This is a genomic window from Parasedimentitalea maritima (assembly GCF_005771405.1).
GTDB lineage: Bacteria > Pseudomonadota > Alphaproteobacteria > Rhodobacterales > Rhodobacteraceae > Parasedimentitalea > Parasedimentitalea maritima.
Genome location: NZ_VAUA01000014.1, coordinates 77,000 through 92,302, shown reverse-complemented (window position 1 = coordinate 92,302; position 15,303 = coordinate 77,000). Strand labels below are relative to the sequence as shown.

The window sequence follows — 15,303 nt, the reverse complement described above, 5'->3', positions numbered from 1 at the left end:
AACATTTTCGCTGCCGCAGTCAGGAGAGTTTGGTTACTTGATCATGCCCATTTCACGGTAGAAACGCTCGGCGCCAGGGTGCAATGGAACACCGATGCCTTCGACACCTTCCAGTGCGGTTTCAAGCGTGATTGCACGACCCTTTGGATGGCCATTATCCAGCAGCTTGCGCGCCGTATCAGACCACATCGCCTTGGTGATTTCATAGATCAACTCTTCAGGCTGGTTGGCATTTGTCACCAACATACCCGACACGGCAACCGTGTTAACGTCGTAGTCTATGCCTTGGTAAGTGCCTGCGGGGATTTTTGAAGGAATGTAGTAAGGCACGGTAGTATTTGCCATCTTGATCTCTTCGGCGGACCAATTATGCAATTCCATCCCTTTGGTGTTGTCCAGTTGGATCATCGCGGCCACTGGGGTACCAGCAGCATAGAAATAGGCATCCAGCTGGCCATCAGCAATTCGTTCCGCAGACTGACTGTTGTTCAGCTCGGCTTCATCGATATTGTCCCGATTGACCCCGTAGTCACCCAGGATCAGTTCAACAGCAATCTGGGTGCCAGATCCGGCCTGTGCAATGCCAACACGCTGACCTTTGAGGTCGCCAAGGCTGCCCAGATTCTGACCCTCTGGCAGCACCAGATGCAGATCTTCGGGATAAAGATTGGCAATCACCCGCAGATCAGGCTTGGCATTGCCCTCGAATTTTGCCGTACCGTGATAGGCAAAATGCAGGGTCGCTGCACCGGACAGGCCTGCCTCCATCTGGCCTGTTTGGATCGCATTCACATTATGCGCCGAAGCATTAGTGGATTGCGCCATCGCCACAAGTCCGGGCACACCACAGTTGCCGCCGTCCTCGCAGGCCCGTGAGCCGGGTGGGTTGGAAATCGCATTGGCAATAATACCACCAATTGGGAAATAGGTCCCGCCTGCCCCACCGGTGCCAATACGGAAAAAGGTCATGTCTTGTGCATGTGCAACCCCGGTTACCATGCTACAGGCCAGCGCTGTTGCTGTTATTTTCTTGATAAAGCTCATTGTCAAATTCTCCCTGGTATCGTGCTGCGTCCCGTTTTGACCGGGACTGCTTGATGCAATTTCGATAGGCTAAAGGTGGTTGGCAAATTAGATAAACACAAACTCAAAATTTTATGGTATCCATAAATTTCATTTATGGATGGAGTCTTTTCTTGAACTTGCAACAGCTTACAGTTTTTCGAGAAATTATGAGATCCGGGTCGATCAGCCAGGCCGCCCGCAATCTGCACCGGACCCAACCCGCCATCAGCGCCTCACTGAAAACCCTGGAAACGGATCTGAACATGCCGCTTTTCCTGCGCGAAGGGCGACGATTGGTTCCCGTGCCCGAGGCGCATTACCTGCTGTCCGAAGCGTCGGATGTGCTGGACCGGCTGAAAACGGCAGAGCAAAACATGACCGCGCTTCGCGACCGGACAGAGGGCACCCTTCGGATTGTTGCAATGCCAGGCCCGTCCTCATATTTGCTACCGGAATTCATCAGCCGCTTCATCGCCGACACACCCGGCGTTGACGTCTCCTTGTCGACTCGCAGTTCACCACAGGTCCGCAATCTGGTCGCCGCACAGCAGTATGATATCGGATTCTGCGATTCCACAGGTGCGACTGACAAAGAAAGCCTGTTTCTGAACGAGGAAATATTCTGCAACTGTGTCTGTGCACTATCCGCGTCACATCCGCTAGCTGGTCGGGATGTCATAACAACCACAGACTTGGACGGCGCCCCTATGGGGGCGTTGCAATCGAGCCATTCAACCTATCAAAAAACCCAAAAGGCCTTTGACAGCACAGGTGCCAACTTCAAGGTTCGGGTGGATGCGCAGTATTTCCTACCGTTGTATAACTTCGTGGAAGCCGGCCAGATCTGCGCCATCGTCGATGTTCTCAGTGCTGTCAGCTACTTGCACAGCAACAGCCCTGCGGGCGGGATCAAATTCCTACCCTTCAAACCGGATATTCCTTTTGGCTATTCCATCCTGACCCCTCGTCAAAGACCGATGTCCTACCTTGCCGAAGAGTTTGTGAACCAATGGAGAGATTGGGTGAAAGTTCAGTTGAAAGCTTGGGAACGGCCCAAAAGTGACACGTAAGGTGCTCGCATCGACACCGTTGATCTGCGCCTGATCGAACCACGCTATGCGAGACTTTCGAAAATGATGAAGGCCAGCGTCTAACTGGCCCCCAAATTTATATCGACTTAATTGATCCACCGTCGATCCGTATCTTTGAACCAGTCACATAGCCTGCCCTTGCTGAGGCGAGGAAAGTGACGACATCCGCGAATTCTTCTGGTTTGCCATAGCGGCCCGCTGGGATCGTTCCGCGAGACTTGGCTGCAACCTCTTTTACATCCGTCTCTGTCCGCTTTGCCGCCGCTGCATCCAGTTCGTCCACCCTTTGTGTATGGATGCGCCCAGGCATGACGATGTTCACGGTTATGCCATCTGCTGCAACTTCATTTGCAAGTGACTTGGACCAGCCCACCACAGCTGACCGTATGCCGTTGGACAACGCAAGATTTGGGATTGGTTGTTCAACTCCTGAGGATGTGATCGAAATGATCCGCCCCCAACCGCGCTCTTTCATCTTTGGCAAAAGGCGCGTGTTCATGTGGAACAGGTTTGCGCCCATCGACTCAAAAAATGTCAACCATGCCGCACGCTCAGCTGTTTGGGCCGTGCCCGGAGGCGGGCCGCCGCCATTGTTTATGATGATGTCCACACCACCATCTTTCAGCAGGTTGTCTACTACGGCGTCAACCTCTTCGATCTTGCCAAGATCCAGTTGCACGGGGTGCACATTATCCATGCCTTCGGCCCAGGTGGCAATCTTATCAACGCTGCGGGCGGCTGCGAAAACGGTCACGCCTTCGGACGCCAGTGACTGTGCAATCGCCATTCCAAGGCCCCGGCTGGCCCCCAAAACAATTGCGCGTTTTCCGTTAATTTCAAGATCCATCAGTTAAGCTCCATCAATCGTTTTTCCTGTCGTAAGATAAGGGCGTCCACTTCGTCACGGCATAGCGCCGAAAGGGGCGCGCCGGGCCGCCGCAGCGTGTCATGTGCAATAATTCCGCGTTTCGCGAGGGTGTATTTGCGGATCGCCAAGCCCATACCGGGTTGCTGTTCAAACCGGGCAAGTGGCAGGTAGGCGTTAAAGATATCCTGCCCGCGTTCAATCTCACCCTTGCTGTAATACTCAACCACGCTTGCCATCATTTCGGGATAGGCAAAGCCGGTCATCGCCCCATCGGCACCACGTGCCATTTCTTCCGGCAGGAACACGCCGCCGTTGCCACACAGGATTGAGATGCGTTTGTTCAGCACACCTTCGCGGCGCAAATAGGTAATTTTTTCCAGTCCCGGCCAATCCTCGTGTTTGAGGCAAACACATGTGGGCAGGTCGTTGACAATTTTTGCAATGACTTTGGGGGAGATCTGAACGCCGGTCGCCAATGGAAAGTCTTGCAAAACAAATGGAACATCGCCGATCAATTCAGCCACTTGATTGTAATAATTCACAATCTGGTCGTCGGTGCGCAGATTGCCCGGTGGGGCAACCATGACGCCTGCCGCCCCCATATCCATCACCATTTTTGTCATCACATCAATTTGCGCAAAGCCCGGCGCAGAAACGCCAACCATAACCGGCACCCTGCCCTTCACCCTGGCTAAGATGCGCGCCACAACATCGCGAGATTCCTCAACCGTCAACTTGGGGGCTTCACCCATCATGCCCAACACGGTCAGGCCCGTGGCGCCTGCGCCGAGATAAAAATCAACCATTCGGTCGCAACTTTCCATGTCGATCCGACCATCGGGATGAAAGGGGGTGACCGCGATCACAAATACTCCGGAGGCTTCGGTTGTCAGTCGTGTCATGTATTTTCCTATCGTGTCTTTTGAAGGGCTACGCGGCCAATTGCCATTGCAGCAGCTGCTTGGCAGGGTTCGACCACGGGGATACCAAGGTAGGCCTCAAGGTCCGCGCGAAATGCTGTCATCCCTGCGCACCCCAGAATGAGCACATCCGCCATCACGCCATCGCGCAGGCTGGTGCCAACGGTCTTGAGCCGTTCAAATGTGCGCGTTTTGTCTGACAGTTCCAGGACGCTCAGTTCAAGAGGCTGATCGCCTGCAAGCCGGTCCATCACGCCCATCGCCCCCACATAACGCATGTGGCGCGGTACGCTTTTGGACAGGATAGACACGATGCCAAATTTCTGTCCCAGCGTCATCGCTGTCAGAATTGATGCCTCGGCAATTCCCAGCACCGGATGGTTTGATTGTTCGCGCAACGCGGCGAGTCCGGGATCGGAATAACATGCAACAACAAAGGCGCTAGCCTGGTTTTCCAGTTTGGCGCAATGCGCTAGCATAGGCGCAACCACCCCGTCCACATGCGCCTGCGTCTCAATCCCCGGCGGTCCTTCGATCAGGGTGCGCGCCTCGATCGGTACAGGACTGGCCGCACGCATGGGATCAACGGCGTGGTCAATGCCCTCGGTCACATGCTGGCTGCTGTTTGGGTTTACTATATAAATTGTCATGTATCGGTTCCTTTGGTTCCCCAAAAACCAGGTGGTAGCGCCAAATCATCCGCGCAGTTGATGCGCTCAATCATCAAGGCTGGCTGCTCTGCTGCATCATCCAAGATTGCCTCTTCGTCCACTCGGTTGGTGTGGCCTTGATCCAACACTTGCAGCGCCTGCGCGAAGGATGGTTTGCGATAGATATTGCACGGAAATCCCTCTGTTTTCGACTTGGAAAAAGGTGTGCCAGCTTGGTCGATTTGTTAAAATTTTGGTTTGGCCTAATGACCGGGCTTGGCGGTCTGTACCTCGATCTGGTATCCCTCGGGATCGTTCATGACGAAGGCGCGGATGCCCAGTTCGTCGCTGTCACGTGGCACCGTGAGACCGGGTATTTTTTGCGAGGCAGCCCACGCATGCCATGCATCGAGGTCTGGTACGCGCAGACAAACCTGTACGGTCTTATGCTCGGCCCATTTCTGCATGCCCCGGGCTTCGTCCACGAGGCCAACATGCGCCTGCCCGCCAATCTGGTAAATTTTCGACCAGCCTTGATCGATGGCCAAGGTGAACCCGAGGACGTCCTCGTAAAACGCCATCGCGCGCGGCAGGTCGCGGTAATACTGAAATGTTATTGCCAGTACGACGCCGCCCGTAGGTCGCTGCGGGTTTTGCAATGTCATGTGTTGCTTCCGATATCCGTTGATCAGTATGCAAATGGTATACACGCGGAATACAGAGTCAACACCGCTGACGGAAAAATCGGCGTTCCCGCCGAAGTATCGTTCAGAAAGGGTGGTGAATATGCGAAATAATTGCTTCGCGAACGTTGGTCAGATGAACCTTCATCGCAGCAGCAGCTGCGTCTGGTGACCCAGCAGCAATTGCATCAATGAGTGCCAAATGTTCTTTGCAGCCAGGTTCTAACCGGTCCGGGAGAGACCCCTGATCATACATACAGGTCTTGTTCTTCAAGCTTTCAATCAATTCAACAAGCAGTTTCGATCCAGCCATCCGAGCGACAAGGAAATGAAGCTTCATGTCCAATGCCGTATGATCTTCTGAACTTGGTCGCGCCCCTTCAAGAAAGCCACATAGCTGTGCTCTGATGGCTGCCAATTCCTCTCCTGACTTGCCAGAAAGGGCTGCTTTTCTCGCTGCTTCGCACTCCAACAAGCTTCGAACATGCAAGATTTCCATAATGTCACTGAGCGAAATACTGTTGACGACCGGTGTGCCGCCGGCGCTTCTGGTCGCAAATCCTTCGCTGATCAGCTGTCCGATTGCTTCGCGAATTGGCGTACGCGAAACGCCCATGCTGTCCGCAAATTTCTTTTCGCTCAGGCGGGTACCAGATTTCAATGTGCCATCAAGGATCATCGTTTTAAGGCGCTGAAAGGTTGAATCACCCAGAGTTTGCAAAGTTTCGGCCATGTCATTTCTCCCGATGGCGAAGAAATTTGTGGTACAAATCCACAAATTGTCCTTAAAGATGGTGCATCGGTATACACATGGAATACCGAGACTTGAGCTAATAGTATACCCATAGTCAAATTCAACGCCGAGGTCTGCATGCAAAACGAAAAATTCGACGTCATAATCCGGGGCGGCACAGCTGTCACCGCGCAGGGTATTCAAACCGCAGACATCGCTGTCACCCAAGGCAAGATCATGGCCATCGCGAATGAACTTCCAGGCTCGGCCGAAACAGAAATTGATGCACGCGGTCTTCTTGTTTTGCCAGGCGGCGTCGATACCCATTGTCACATCGAGCAGATTTCGGGCGCGGGGCTGATGAATGGCGACACGTTTGAGAGCGCAACACGCTCTGCTGCGTTTGGTGGCACCACATCAGTCGTTTCGTTCGCGGCGCAGCATCCAGGCCAAAAGATACGCGACGTCGTCGCAGACTATGCAGTGCTGGCCAAATCCGGAGCGGTGATCGATTACGCATTTCACATGATTGTCGCCGACACCGGAAACGAAAACCTGACGCATGATATCCCAGAGCTGATTGCTCAAGGCCACCGCTCAATCAAGATATTCACCACTTACGACAAGGTGCGCCAAGACGACAAATCCATCCTCGATCTTCTTGATTTGGCCAAGCGCGACAGCGCACTTGTCTGTTTTCACGCCGAGAATGACGGTTTGATCCGCAACATGACGGAAAAACTGTTGGCACAGGGCAAGACAGCGCCGAAATATCATGCGGCCTCCCATCCGCGCGAGGCAGAAATTGAAGCCATTGATCGCATGTGTCGGTTTTCTGAGTTTACCGGCGCGCGGATCATGATCTTTCATGTCTCTACCCGTGAAGGGGCCGATATCATTCGCCGCGCTCGCGCTCGTGGTGTCGATGTGCAGGCAGAAACCTGTCCGCATTATCTGTTCATGACAGTCGGTATTCTGGAGCGTGAAGATCCTGCCCGTTTCATGTGTTCACCGCCGCAACGAACACCCGACGATCAAGACGCCCTGTGGGAGGCGATTGCCGATGGAACCATCCAACTGGTCACTTCTGACCACGCCCCGTATCGCATGGACGACACCGGCAAGTTCGCCAATGGCGCTGACGCGCCTTTCAATCGGATCGCCAACGGCATGCCGGGGCTCGAGACACGGCTACCCCTGATGTTCAACGCGATGGTGAGCGATGGCCGTATGGGAATTGAGGCATTTGTAGAGCTGACCGCAACCGCACCCGCGCGGGCGTTCGGGTTGCACAATAAGGGGCAGATTGCAGAGGGGTTTGATGCAGACATCGCAATCTGGGATCCAACCCTGGCCAAAACCTATCAGGCCAACGATTTGCATGACAATGTCGGCTATAACCCCTACGAGGGGACAACTATTGTGGGCGCGCCAATAACTGTACTGTCCAGAGGTCGCCTCATCGTGGCTGATGGCACATGCGTTGCCGAACCGGGTTCTGGGGAGTGGCTAAGCATGGATTCACGCTCAAACTAGTCATTTGTCGGACCGTTTCTTCGATAGCCGACAGTCATAACTTCAAGAGAAAACAAAAATGATTTTAATGCCCCGCTTTCTGTCCGTTAAAGAAGTGCCCGTTCTCTCTTGGAGCTCGCCGAATGCATTTACAATAACGCCTTCGTTTGCGTCCATATTTTTTCTTGTGGTTGGCCTCACTCTTTTTGGCCTCGGAGAAGCTTTGCTTATCGCATCAGGTGTTGGGGTAAGCCCGTGGACGGTTTTTGCTCAAGGTATCACCCATGTTACAGGGTGGAGCATTGGGCTCGCTACTTTTGTGACCAGCCTATTTGTTTTGCTGTGTTGGATTCCACTCAGACAAACACCAGGCATTGGAACCGTTCTGAATGTCATTATCATTGCTTTGGTTCTTGACTTCCTACTGCCGTATTTGCCCACTTTTGATAACCTTGTCTTGCAAATCGGGGTCGCCATTATTGGAGTTTTGGTCACCGGATTTGGTGGTGGTCTATATCTTATTGCAAATCTGGGCCCTGGCCCACGAGATGGATTGATGACAGGGCTGCAAAGTATGACAAGCCTGCCTATTGCCTGGGTACGCAGTGGTCTTGAACTGACGGTGGTAGCTTTCGGATGGACTCTAGGAGGCAGTGTTGGCTTCGGCACCGTTTTATTCGCTTTGGGAATTGGTCCATCGGTTGCAGCGAGCATGTACGGTCTAAAAATTGCATTTAGAAAACTCGAAAGTTCTGAACTGAGCACCAAGTGAAAGCTCACTTGGTCCGGCGGTTTCAACGGATCGACGCAAGACTTTAGTCTTCTTGGAAAGATGGGGTGCAGATCATGGCCGATCGTCGCTGGACCTTTTCCACTGCTGTACGCAGGTGTTGGTTTCATCCTGGGCAAGTAGCACCAACTGGTTCATATCCGCATTCAGATTGAAAACGCTTCTGGCCTAACACACTAGATCTAAATCCAAAATTGCGTACTCCTTCACTGTATACCTGTTTTGCATAGGCGATTTGAAATTGGCATTGGCCGAAGACTGGCTTGGTGCCTTAGGTAACTGGCACAGATTCAGGACGCCAATATGGGCATCCGAAATGGAGGGAACAATGAACAAATTTATCCGCATAGCTGCGGCAGGCATGATGTCACTCACATTTGGTGCAGTGGCTCAGGCCGACGTCACAGTCAAAGTTGCTTATGACGCAGATCCAGTTTCGCTGGACCCGCACGAGCAATTGTCCGGGGGAACACTCCAGTTTTCACATATGTCATTTGACCCGCTTGTGCGCTGGACTCAGGACCTGCAGTTCGAACCTCGTTTGGCCGAGAGCTGGGAACAGATCGACGCGACCACCACACGGTTTCACCTGCGTAGTGGTGTTAAATTCCATTCCGGCAACGTGATGACAGCGACTGATGTCGATTGGACATTTGATCGCCTGAAAGAAAGCCCTGACTTCAAGGGTATTTTCAGCCTGTTCACCGATGTGAAGGTGATCGACGATCATACCTTTGACCTGATCACATCCGAGCCTTATCCATTGGTGCTGCATACGGTAACGTACATCTTCCCAATGGACAGCAAGTTCTATTCTGGCACCACCGATGACGGCAAGGATCGCTCCGAGCTGGTTAAGCATGGTGATAGCTTTGCGTCGCGCAATGTTTCCGGTACTGGCCCGTTCGTCGTCAGCGAGCGTGAGCAAGGTGTTAAAATGGTGTTTGACCGTTTTGACGGCTACTGGGACACCGAAACCGCTGGTAACGTCGACCAAATCATCCTGACCCCGATCAAAGAAAGCCCAACCCGTGTGGCCGCTTTGTTGTCTGGCGATGTTGATTTCATCGCGCCGGTCCCGCCCACCGATCTGGCACGTGTTGACGAAAACGATAGCACCGACCTGATCACAATGCCCGGCACCCGGATCATTACCTTCCAGATGAACCAAGAGCGTGTAGAAGCGTTGAAAGATGTACGTGTACGTCAGGCTATCGATTATGCCGTGAACAACGCTGGTATCGTTGACCGCATCATGCGTGGATTTGGTACTGTCGGCGCCCAGGCTAGCCCAGCTGGCTATCTTGGTCACAATCCTGAATTGGCCCCACGTTTCGACGTTGAAAAAGCCAAGGCTCTGATGGCCGAAGCTGGCTATGCGGATGGGTTCGAAATCACCATGATGGCGCCAAACAACCGCTATGTGAACGATGACAAAATCGCTCAGGCTGTTGCGTCAATGCTTGCAAAAATCAACATCAAGGTTGATCTGCAAACAATGCCCAAGGCCCAGTACTGGCCTGCATTTGATGAGCGCGCAGCAGACATGATGATGATCGGCTGGCACTCGGACACCGAAGATTCGGCTAACTTCCACCAGTTCCTGAGCCACTGTGCCGACGCAGAAACCGGCAATGGCCAGTACAACTCTGGTAACTTCTGTAACGCCGAGGCGGACATGCTGATGGCTAAGGCCAACGCTGAAACAGATTCCGGTAAGCGCGCCGAAATGCTGCAGCAGATGGAAACCATCCTCTACAATGAGGCCGCTTTCATTCCGCTGCATTGGCAGAACCTCGCTTGGGGTGCCCGCAAAGGTGTTCACGCCGACAAGATCGTGAACGCGCTGAACTTCCCTTACTTCGGTGACCTCGTCGTCGACTAAGGATCTCTCTAACCGGGGCGGGCTCGATTGACCTGCTCCGGTTTTTTTCCTACCAGACTTCTTTATGGCTATGCTTCCTGCTCGCTGGGGAGGAAGGCATATTGCCCAATAATAATACCCCCAGAAAGGTATGAAAGCATGTTCGCTTACCTTGTGAAACGCGTGTTTCAGGCGATTGCGGTGATGTTCGTCATCTCGTTAATCGGCTTTGCAATTCAGGACAATCTCGGCGATCCGCTACGTGAACTTGTCGGGCAGTCCGTGAGCGAAGAGGTTCGCCAAGAGCTGCGCGACGAACTGGGACTAAATGACAGTTTCCTGACCCAGTATCTGCGATTTGCAGGCAATGCATTGCAAGGCGATCTGGGAACCAGTTACTTCTTTAAAGAGCCAGCGCTTGATGTGATCCTCAAAAAACTCCCGGCAACTATGGAACTTGTTCTCGGGGCAACAATCATCATCATCGGTCTGTCGATCCCTGTCGGTGTCTATACTGCAATCTACCCCAATACGATTCTAAGTCGCGTTGTCATGGGCGTATCGATTATTGGTATTTCGATCCCAGTGTTTTTGACGGCAATTCTGATGATCTTTGTGTTTTCTGTCGAGTATGGCTGGTTTCCATCTTACGGACGTGGCGAAATTGTACATGTCTTTGGGCCATGGGAAACAAACTTTGCCACTGTAGATGGCTGGATGCATATTCTGCTGCCCTCCGTTGCTCTTGCTTCGATCATGTTGCCGTTGTTTGTGCGTTTGATCCGGGCCGAAATGATGGAAGTGCTGCAAAGCGAATACGTTAAATATGCCAAGGCTAAGGGCATCAGACCCTGGCGCATCTACTTTGTTCACGCGCTTAAAAACACGTTGCTGCCGGTAATCACCGTCGGTGGAGTGCAGATCGGAACGATGGTGGCCTACACTATTCTGACCGAAACCGTGTTTCAGTGGCCTGGCATGGGCTTCATGTTCCTTGAAGCCGTGAACCGCGTCGACACCCCCCTTATTGTGGCCTACCTCATCGTTGTTGGGTTCATCTTTGTTGTCACTAATACAATTGTTGACCTGATCTATGGACTGGTCAATCCAACTGTCAATCTTGCGAGGATGGGCGCATGAGCAGCCTGAGCACCCCAACAGAACCGTCGCGCTGGTCGCGAGTCTGGAATTCGAACATCGGTTACAGTTTCCGGCGCAACCCAGTCGCGATTGTGTCGCTGATGATCTTCCTGTTGATCGCGATCATGTCCATTTTTGCACCGCTGATCGCACCGTTTGATCCCTATGATCTTGGACAGATCGACATTATGAATAGCGAATACCCTCCGCTTTGGGTGGATGGTTCCGATGCGCAATTCATACTTGGTACCGATGATCAGGGCCGCGATCTGTGGTCAACAATCCTATACGGGACACGACTTTCTCTGCTGATCGGTATTTGTGCCGTTGTATTGCAAGCGTTCCTGGGGATTTCGATTGGCCTAATTGCTGGCTATGTCGGTGGGCGGACTGACAGTCTTCTGATGCGACTAGCTGATATTCAGCTTTCCTTTTCGACGCTGATGGTGGCGATCATCTTCCTGGCTGTTACTCAGGCCATGTTTGGCTCTGAGACTTTCAACCAATATGCGATCTACTTCTTGATTGCAGTCATTGGCGTTGCCGAATGGCCTCAATATGCGCGCACAGTGCGGGCAACCGTGTTGGCTGAGAAAAAGAAAGAGTACGTCGACAGCGCGCGGGTGCTGGGGTTTGGTCCCGGCCGGATTATGGTTCGCCATATTCTTCCCAATTCGCTATCGCCGATCTTTGTTATCTCAACGGTTCAAGTGGCCAATGCGATCATTTCCGAGGCATCGCTGTCCTTCTTGGGTTTGGGCATGCCACCCAGTCAGCCGTCACTCGGGTCGCTGATTTCGTCTGGGTTCGATTATATCTTTTCGGGAAGTTGGTGGATCACTGCCATCCCCGGCATCGTGCTGGTCGTTCTGGTTCTTGTGATCAATCTATTGGGTGACTGGCTGCGTGATGCCTTGAACCCCAAACTTTACAAAGGATAAGCACGATGTCCTTGCTTTCTGTACGCGATCTGAGCGTAAAATTCGCCATGCGCGACAACACTGTGACCGCCCTGAACCAGATCAGTTTTGATCTGGCCAAGGGTGAACGCCTGGGCATTGTCGGAGAATCCGGCGCGGGCAAATCCATCACTGGGTTTGCACTGATGAACCTGCTTAGCCGTCCTGGATTTATAGATTCAGGCAAGATCATGTTTCTGGGTGATGACATCGTCCAGATGCCCGAGGCCAAGATGCGTAACATCCGCGGCAATAAGATGGCGATGATTTTTCAGGATCCGATGGTTACGCTTAACCCGGTTCTGACCATTGGGCAGCAGATGGTGGAAACCCTGATGGCCCACCGCAAGCTGAGCAAAGCCGAGGCTGAGCAGATTGCGATCGTTAAGTTGCGCGAAGTCTATATTCCTTCGCCCGAGGATCGTCTCGAGCAGTACCCGCACGAGCTATCGGGCGGGATGCGCCAACGGATTGTCATTGCCATTGCCCTGTTGCTGGATCCACAATTGATCATTGCGGATGAACCAACCACGGCCTTGGATGTGACCATTCAGGCCGACATCATGGAACTGTTGTTGGAACTGTGCCAATCTAACAAGGTCGGGTTGATCTTGATCACCCACGATCTGGGCGTGGTCAGCCAGATGACCGAGCGCACTCTGGTGATGTATGCTGGCCGAATTATCGAAGCCGGACGCACCCGCGAGATCATCAACGATCCACAGCATCCTTATACTCAAGGGTTGATCAATGCTCTGCCTCAACAGACCAAGCCCGGTCAAAGATTGAAGCAAATTCCTGGCAGTATGCCATCATTGACGGCCATTCCCAAAGGGTGCCCATTCAGCCCCCGTTGTGAGTTCGTAAAAGACCGTTGCCACACCGAAGCGCCCGAAACGGTGCAGTATGCCAATGTCGAGGTCGCTTGCCATGAGGTGAACCGACTACACACTGACAAAGCCGAGGAGATCAAGGCATGACGACCCCTCAGCCTTTGTTAGAAATTCGCAATCTTGAAAAGCGGTTCGAGCTTGATCGCGGGTTTCTCGAAACGCTCAAATTCCGTGGCGGCAAGTTCGTACAGGAAAAACGCGCCGTTCATGCGGTCAATAACATCTCTCTGCAAGTTGCACCTGGAGAGGCTCTCTGTGTGGTTGGTGAAAGTGGATGCGGAAAATCCACTGTGGCCCGACTGATCGCAGGGTTGTTGAGCCCGAGTGCTGGTGAAATTCACTATGATGGTCAACGTATCGACAACCGGTCACGCCGTACTTTGATGCCGCTGCGCAAAAAGATGCAGATGATCTTTCAGAATCCCTATGCATCGTTGAACCCACGTATGACGATCCAGCAGGCACTTGAAGAGCCGGTGCGATATCACAATCCGTCCCTGTCACGTAGTGAATTGCGCGACAAAGTTGCCGAGGTTATGCGTGCAGTTGGGGTAGATCCCAGTTGGTCAACCCGTTACCCGCATGAATTCTCTGGCGGCCAGCGGCAGCGAATTGCAATTGCGCGTGCGCTGACAGTGGACCCCGAATTCATCATTGCAGATGAGCCGATTTCGGCGCTGGATGTTTCGATTCAGGCACAAGTCTTGAACCTGATGCTGGAGGCCAAGGATCAGCGCGGCCTTACCTATCTGTTCATCACCCATGATCTGAGCGTCGTGCAGCATTTTGGCACAAAGGTTGCGGTTCTCTATCTTGGGTCGGTCTGTGAGCTGTCCGATACTGCAACACTGTTTGAAAACCCAAAACACCCCTATACACGTGCCTTGCTATCGGCTGTGCCACAGTTGAAAGATGATCACCCCAATCATATAAGACTACGGGGTGAAATTCCGACGCCGATCAATATGCCGAAAGGGTGTCCGTTTGAAAGCCGCTGCGCGCACGCAAATAGCCGTTGCTCGGCCGAGCAACCGCGCCCCATACAGCAGCCTGATGGGTCGCTGGTTGCCTGCCATGCGGTCGAGGAAGAGCGGCTGGACGGGTGATCGCTCGGACGCGCGGAACGGAATGACAAAGTGGACATAGCCTGGCTTAGAGATTTTGAGGCTTTGGTCGCGCAGAAAAACTTCTCGCGGGCGGCGGAAGAGCGCAATGTCAGTCAGCCTGCGTTCTCCCGGCGTATTCGCTCGCTTGAAGAGGAGTTTGGCGTCAAGTTGATAAATCGCCAAACTTTGCCACTCTCCCTAACGCCAGCTGGTGAGGTTTTTCTGGCGCAGGCCCGTGTTATGTTGCGGACCTACGATGAAACGCTCGAGCGCTGTCAGATTATTGATACCGCGGGTGAAAACGTCATACGTTTCGCGACATCGCAGTCGCTGTATATGACCCACTACAAAACCCATATTGCCCCAATGGTGGAAGTGGGAGGGCTAGAGATTGATCTGAATTCCACAGGTTGGACCGCCGATCAATTTGTCTCCGCGTTACAGCAGCGCTATTGCGATGTGATTTTGACCTACTGGCACCCATCGATGGATGCACTTGCGCCCCTGGGACTTGGCAATTGCGACTTCATTACTTTGACTGAAGACGCGTTTCTGCCGGTGTCAAAGAATGGACCAGAAGGACCTCTGCACACATTGGTGCGCGGCGGTAAAAAGCCGATTTCGCTTTTGTCCTACGGCACCGTCTCGGCGCTGCGTTCCGTGGTGGAATTTGCATTACGGCAGCATATCGAGGGGCCCAAGATGCTGGTGGTGAATCAAAGCGCTCTGGCCATCTCGGTAAAAGCGATGATCATGGAGGGCTTTGGCATGGGCTGGTTGCCACAAGAGCTGTGTAAAAGTGAAATTGCAGACGGACGAATGACGGTGGTTGGTGGAGAAGAATATTCCCACAATTTGGAGATCCGGCTCTATCGGGACAAAGAGAACACAAAGCCGACGCTGAACAGGCTGTGGCGCGACATACAGGCCCAATCAAGCGAAAGCAAAGATTGACCCCCCAAAAATCGTAGCCTGAATGTGCTGTTGGCTCAAATACACAGGGCGAAATCCGGTCCATCAGAACCT

General features: G+C 52.9%; 16 protein-coding genes. 9 read left to right on the top strand and 7 right to left on the bottom strand.

Going from position 1 to position 15,303, the window contains the following annotated elements:
- Window positions 1-33 precede the first annotated feature (33 nt).
- A complete protein-coding gene (locus FEE96_RS22010) occupies window positions 34-1,044 on the bottom strand; it encodes a TAXI family TRAP transporter solute-binding subunit (protein WP_138165287.1) in 1,011 nt (336 codons plus the stop codon).
- A gap of 152 nt (window positions 1,045-1,196) precedes the next feature.
- On the opposite strand from FEE96_RS22010, the gene FEE96_RS22005 reads away from it, so the two are divergent.
- Window positions 1,197-2,135: a LysR family transcriptional regulator gene (locus FEE96_RS22005; protein ID WP_138165286.1), complete on the top strand. Its 939-nt coding sequence runs from the start codon at window positions 1,197-1,199 to the stop codon at window positions 2,133-2,135.
- A gap of 97 nt (window positions 2,136-2,232) precedes the next feature.
- Here FEE96_RS22005 and FEE96_RS22000 read toward each other — a convergent pair whose 3' ends face one another.
- From FEE96_RS22000 to FEE96_RS21980, 6 genes are all read right to left on the bottom strand, one after another.
- Complete coding sequence (locus FEE96_RS22000; RefSeq protein WP_138165285.1) at window positions 2,233-3,003, bottom strand: SDR family oxidoreductase; 771 nt, start codon at window positions 3,001-3,003, stop codon at window positions 2,233-2,235.
- A complete protein-coding gene (locus FEE96_RS21995) occupies window positions 3,003-3,926 on the bottom strand; it encodes a dihydrodipicolinate synthase family protein (protein WP_138165284.1) in 924 nt (307 codons plus the stop codon). The genes FEE96_RS22000 and FEE96_RS21995 overlap by 1 nt, the downstream gene beginning before the upstream one ends.
- An 8-nt stretch (window positions 3,927-3,934) precedes the next feature.
- Entirely contained in the window at window positions 3,935-4,594 is a 660-nt protein-coding gene (locus FEE96_RS21990; protein ID WP_138165283.1) for an aspartate/glutamate racemase family protein, read from the bottom strand.
- Window positions 4,591-4,743 carry a hypothetical protein gene (locus tag FEE96_RS23610; RefSeq protein WP_171021786.1) on the bottom strand — a complete coding sequence of 51 codons (153 nt, stop codon included), beginning with the start codon at window positions 4,741-4,743 and terminating at the stop codon, window positions 4,591-4,593. The genes FEE96_RS21990 and FEE96_RS23610 overlap by 4 nt, the downstream gene beginning before the upstream one ends.
- Before the next feature lie 114 nt (window positions 4,744-4,857).
- Window positions 4,858-5,259 carry a VOC family protein gene (locus FEE96_RS21985; protein ID WP_138165282.1) on the bottom strand — a complete coding sequence of 134 codons (402 nt, stop codon included), beginning with the start codon at window positions 5,257-5,259 and terminating at the stop codon, window positions 4,858-4,860.
- A 103-nt stretch (window positions 5,260-5,362) separates the two neighbouring features.
- Window positions 5,363-6,010 (bottom strand): GntR family transcriptional regulator, encoded by a 648-nt coding sequence (locus FEE96_RS21980; RefSeq protein WP_138165281.1) that lies wholly within the window; start codon window positions 6,008-6,010, stop codon window positions 5,363-5,365.
- A 138-nt stretch (window positions 6,011-6,148) separates the two neighbouring features.
- Here FEE96_RS21980 and hydA point away from each other — a divergent pair, with 138 nt between their 5' ends.
- The 8 genes from hydA to FEE96_RS21940 all read left to right on the top strand — a co-directional run bounded on the left by hydA (window position 6,149) and on the right by FEE96_RS21940 (window position 15,231).
- A complete protein-coding gene (gene hydA, locus FEE96_RS21975; RefSeq protein WP_138165280.1) occupies window positions 6,149-7,546 on the top strand; it encodes a dihydropyrimidinase in 1,398 nt (465 codons plus the stop codon).
- 58 nt (window positions 7,547-7,604) lie between these two features.
- Complete coding sequence (gene yczE, locus FEE96_RS21970; protein ID WP_138165279.1) at window positions 7,605-8,297, top strand: membrane protein YczE; 693 nt, start codon at window positions 7,605-7,607, stop codon at window positions 8,295-8,297.
- A 346-nt stretch (window positions 8,298-8,643) separates the two neighbouring features.
- Entirely contained in the window at window positions 8,644-10,200 is a 1,557-nt protein-coding gene (locus FEE96_RS21965) for an ABC transporter substrate-binding protein (RefSeq protein ID WP_138165278.1), read from the top strand.
- A gap of 138 nt (window positions 10,201-10,338) precedes the next feature.
- Window positions 10,339-11,319, top strand: coding sequence for an ABC transporter permease (locus FEE96_RS21960; RefSeq protein ID WP_138165277.1), 981 nt, complete (start codon window positions 10,339-10,341; stop codon window positions 11,317-11,319).
- Entirely contained in the window at window positions 11,316-12,260 is a 945-nt protein-coding gene (locus FEE96_RS21955) for an ABC transporter permease (RefSeq protein WP_138165276.1), read from the top strand. Before FEE96_RS21960 ends, FEE96_RS21955 begins: the two co-directional genes overlap by 4 nt.
- A gap of 5 nt (window positions 12,261-12,265) precedes the next feature.
- A complete protein-coding gene (locus tag FEE96_RS21950) occupies window positions 12,266-13,258 on the top strand; it encodes an ABC transporter ATP-binding protein (RefSeq protein WP_138165275.1) in 993 nt (330 codons plus the stop codon).
- Window positions 13,255-14,277 carry an ABC transporter ATP-binding protein gene (locus tag FEE96_RS21945; RefSeq protein ID WP_138165274.1) on the top strand — a complete coding sequence of 341 codons (1,023 nt, stop codon included), beginning with the start codon at window positions 13,255-13,257 and terminating at the stop codon, window positions 14,275-14,277. The genes FEE96_RS21950 and FEE96_RS21945 overlap by 4 nt, the downstream gene beginning before the upstream one ends.
- Window positions 14,278-14,307: 30 nt before the next feature.
- On the top strand, window positions 14,308-15,231 hold the full coding sequence (locus FEE96_RS21940) for a LysR family transcriptional regulator (RefSeq protein ID WP_138165273.1): 924 nt from the start codon (window positions 14,308-14,310) through the stop codon (window positions 15,229-15,231).
- Window positions 15,232-15,303: the final 72 nt, after the last annotated feature.

Excerpts from the sequence above, each read along its gene's own strand:
- FEE96_RS21945 (WP_138165274.1), top strand. The coding sequence starts at position 13,255 with ATGACGACCCCTCAGCCTTTGTTAGAAATTCGCAATCTTGAAAAGCGG.
- hydA (WP_138165280.1), top strand. The coding sequence starts at position 6,149 with ATGCAAAACGAAAAATTCGACGTCATAATCCGGGGCGGCACAGCTGTC.
- yczE (WP_138165279.1), top strand. The coding sequence starts at position 7,605 with ATGATTTTAATGCCCCGCTTTCTGTCCGTTAAAGAAGTGCCCGTTCTC.
- FEE96_RS21995 (WP_138165284.1), bottom strand. The coding sequence starts at position 3,926 with ATGACACGACTGACAACCGAAGCCTCCGGAGTATTTGTGATCGCGGTC.
- FEE96_RS21960 (WP_138165277.1), top strand. The coding sequence starts at position 10,339 with ATGTTCGCTTACCTTGTGAAACGCGTGTTTCAGGCGATTGCGGTGATG.
- FEE96_RS22010 (WP_138165287.1), bottom strand. The coding sequence starts at position 1,044 with ATGAGCTTTATCAAGAAAATAACAGCAACAGCGCTGGCCTGTAGCATG.
- FEE96_RS22000 (WP_138165285.1), bottom strand. The coding sequence starts at position 3,003 with ATGGATCTTGAAATTAACGGAAAACGCGCAATTGTTTTGGGGGCCAGC.
- FEE96_RS21950 (WP_138165275.1), top strand. The coding sequence starts at position 12,266 with ATGTCCTTGCTTTCTGTACGCGATCTGAGCGTAAAATTCGCCATGCGC.
- FEE96_RS21990 (WP_138165283.1), bottom strand. The coding sequence starts at position 4,594 with ATGACAATTTATATAGTAAACCCAAACAGCAGCCAGCATGTGACCGAG.
- FEE96_RS21980 (WP_138165281.1), bottom strand. The coding sequence starts at position 6,010 with ATGGCCGAAACTTTGCAAACTCTGGGTGATTCAACCTTTCAGCGCCTT.
- FEE96_RS21965 (WP_138165278.1), top strand. The coding sequence starts at position 8,644 with ATGAACAAATTTATCCGCATAGCTGCGGCAGGCATGATGTCACTCACA.
- FEE96_RS21985 (WP_138165282.1), bottom strand. The coding sequence starts at position 5,259 with ATGACATTGCAAAACCCGCAGCGACCTACGGGCGGCGTCGTACTGGCA.
- FEE96_RS21955 (WP_138165276.1), top strand. The coding sequence starts at position 11,316 with ATGAGCAGCCTGAGCACCCCAACAGAACCGTCGCGCTGGTCGCGAGTC.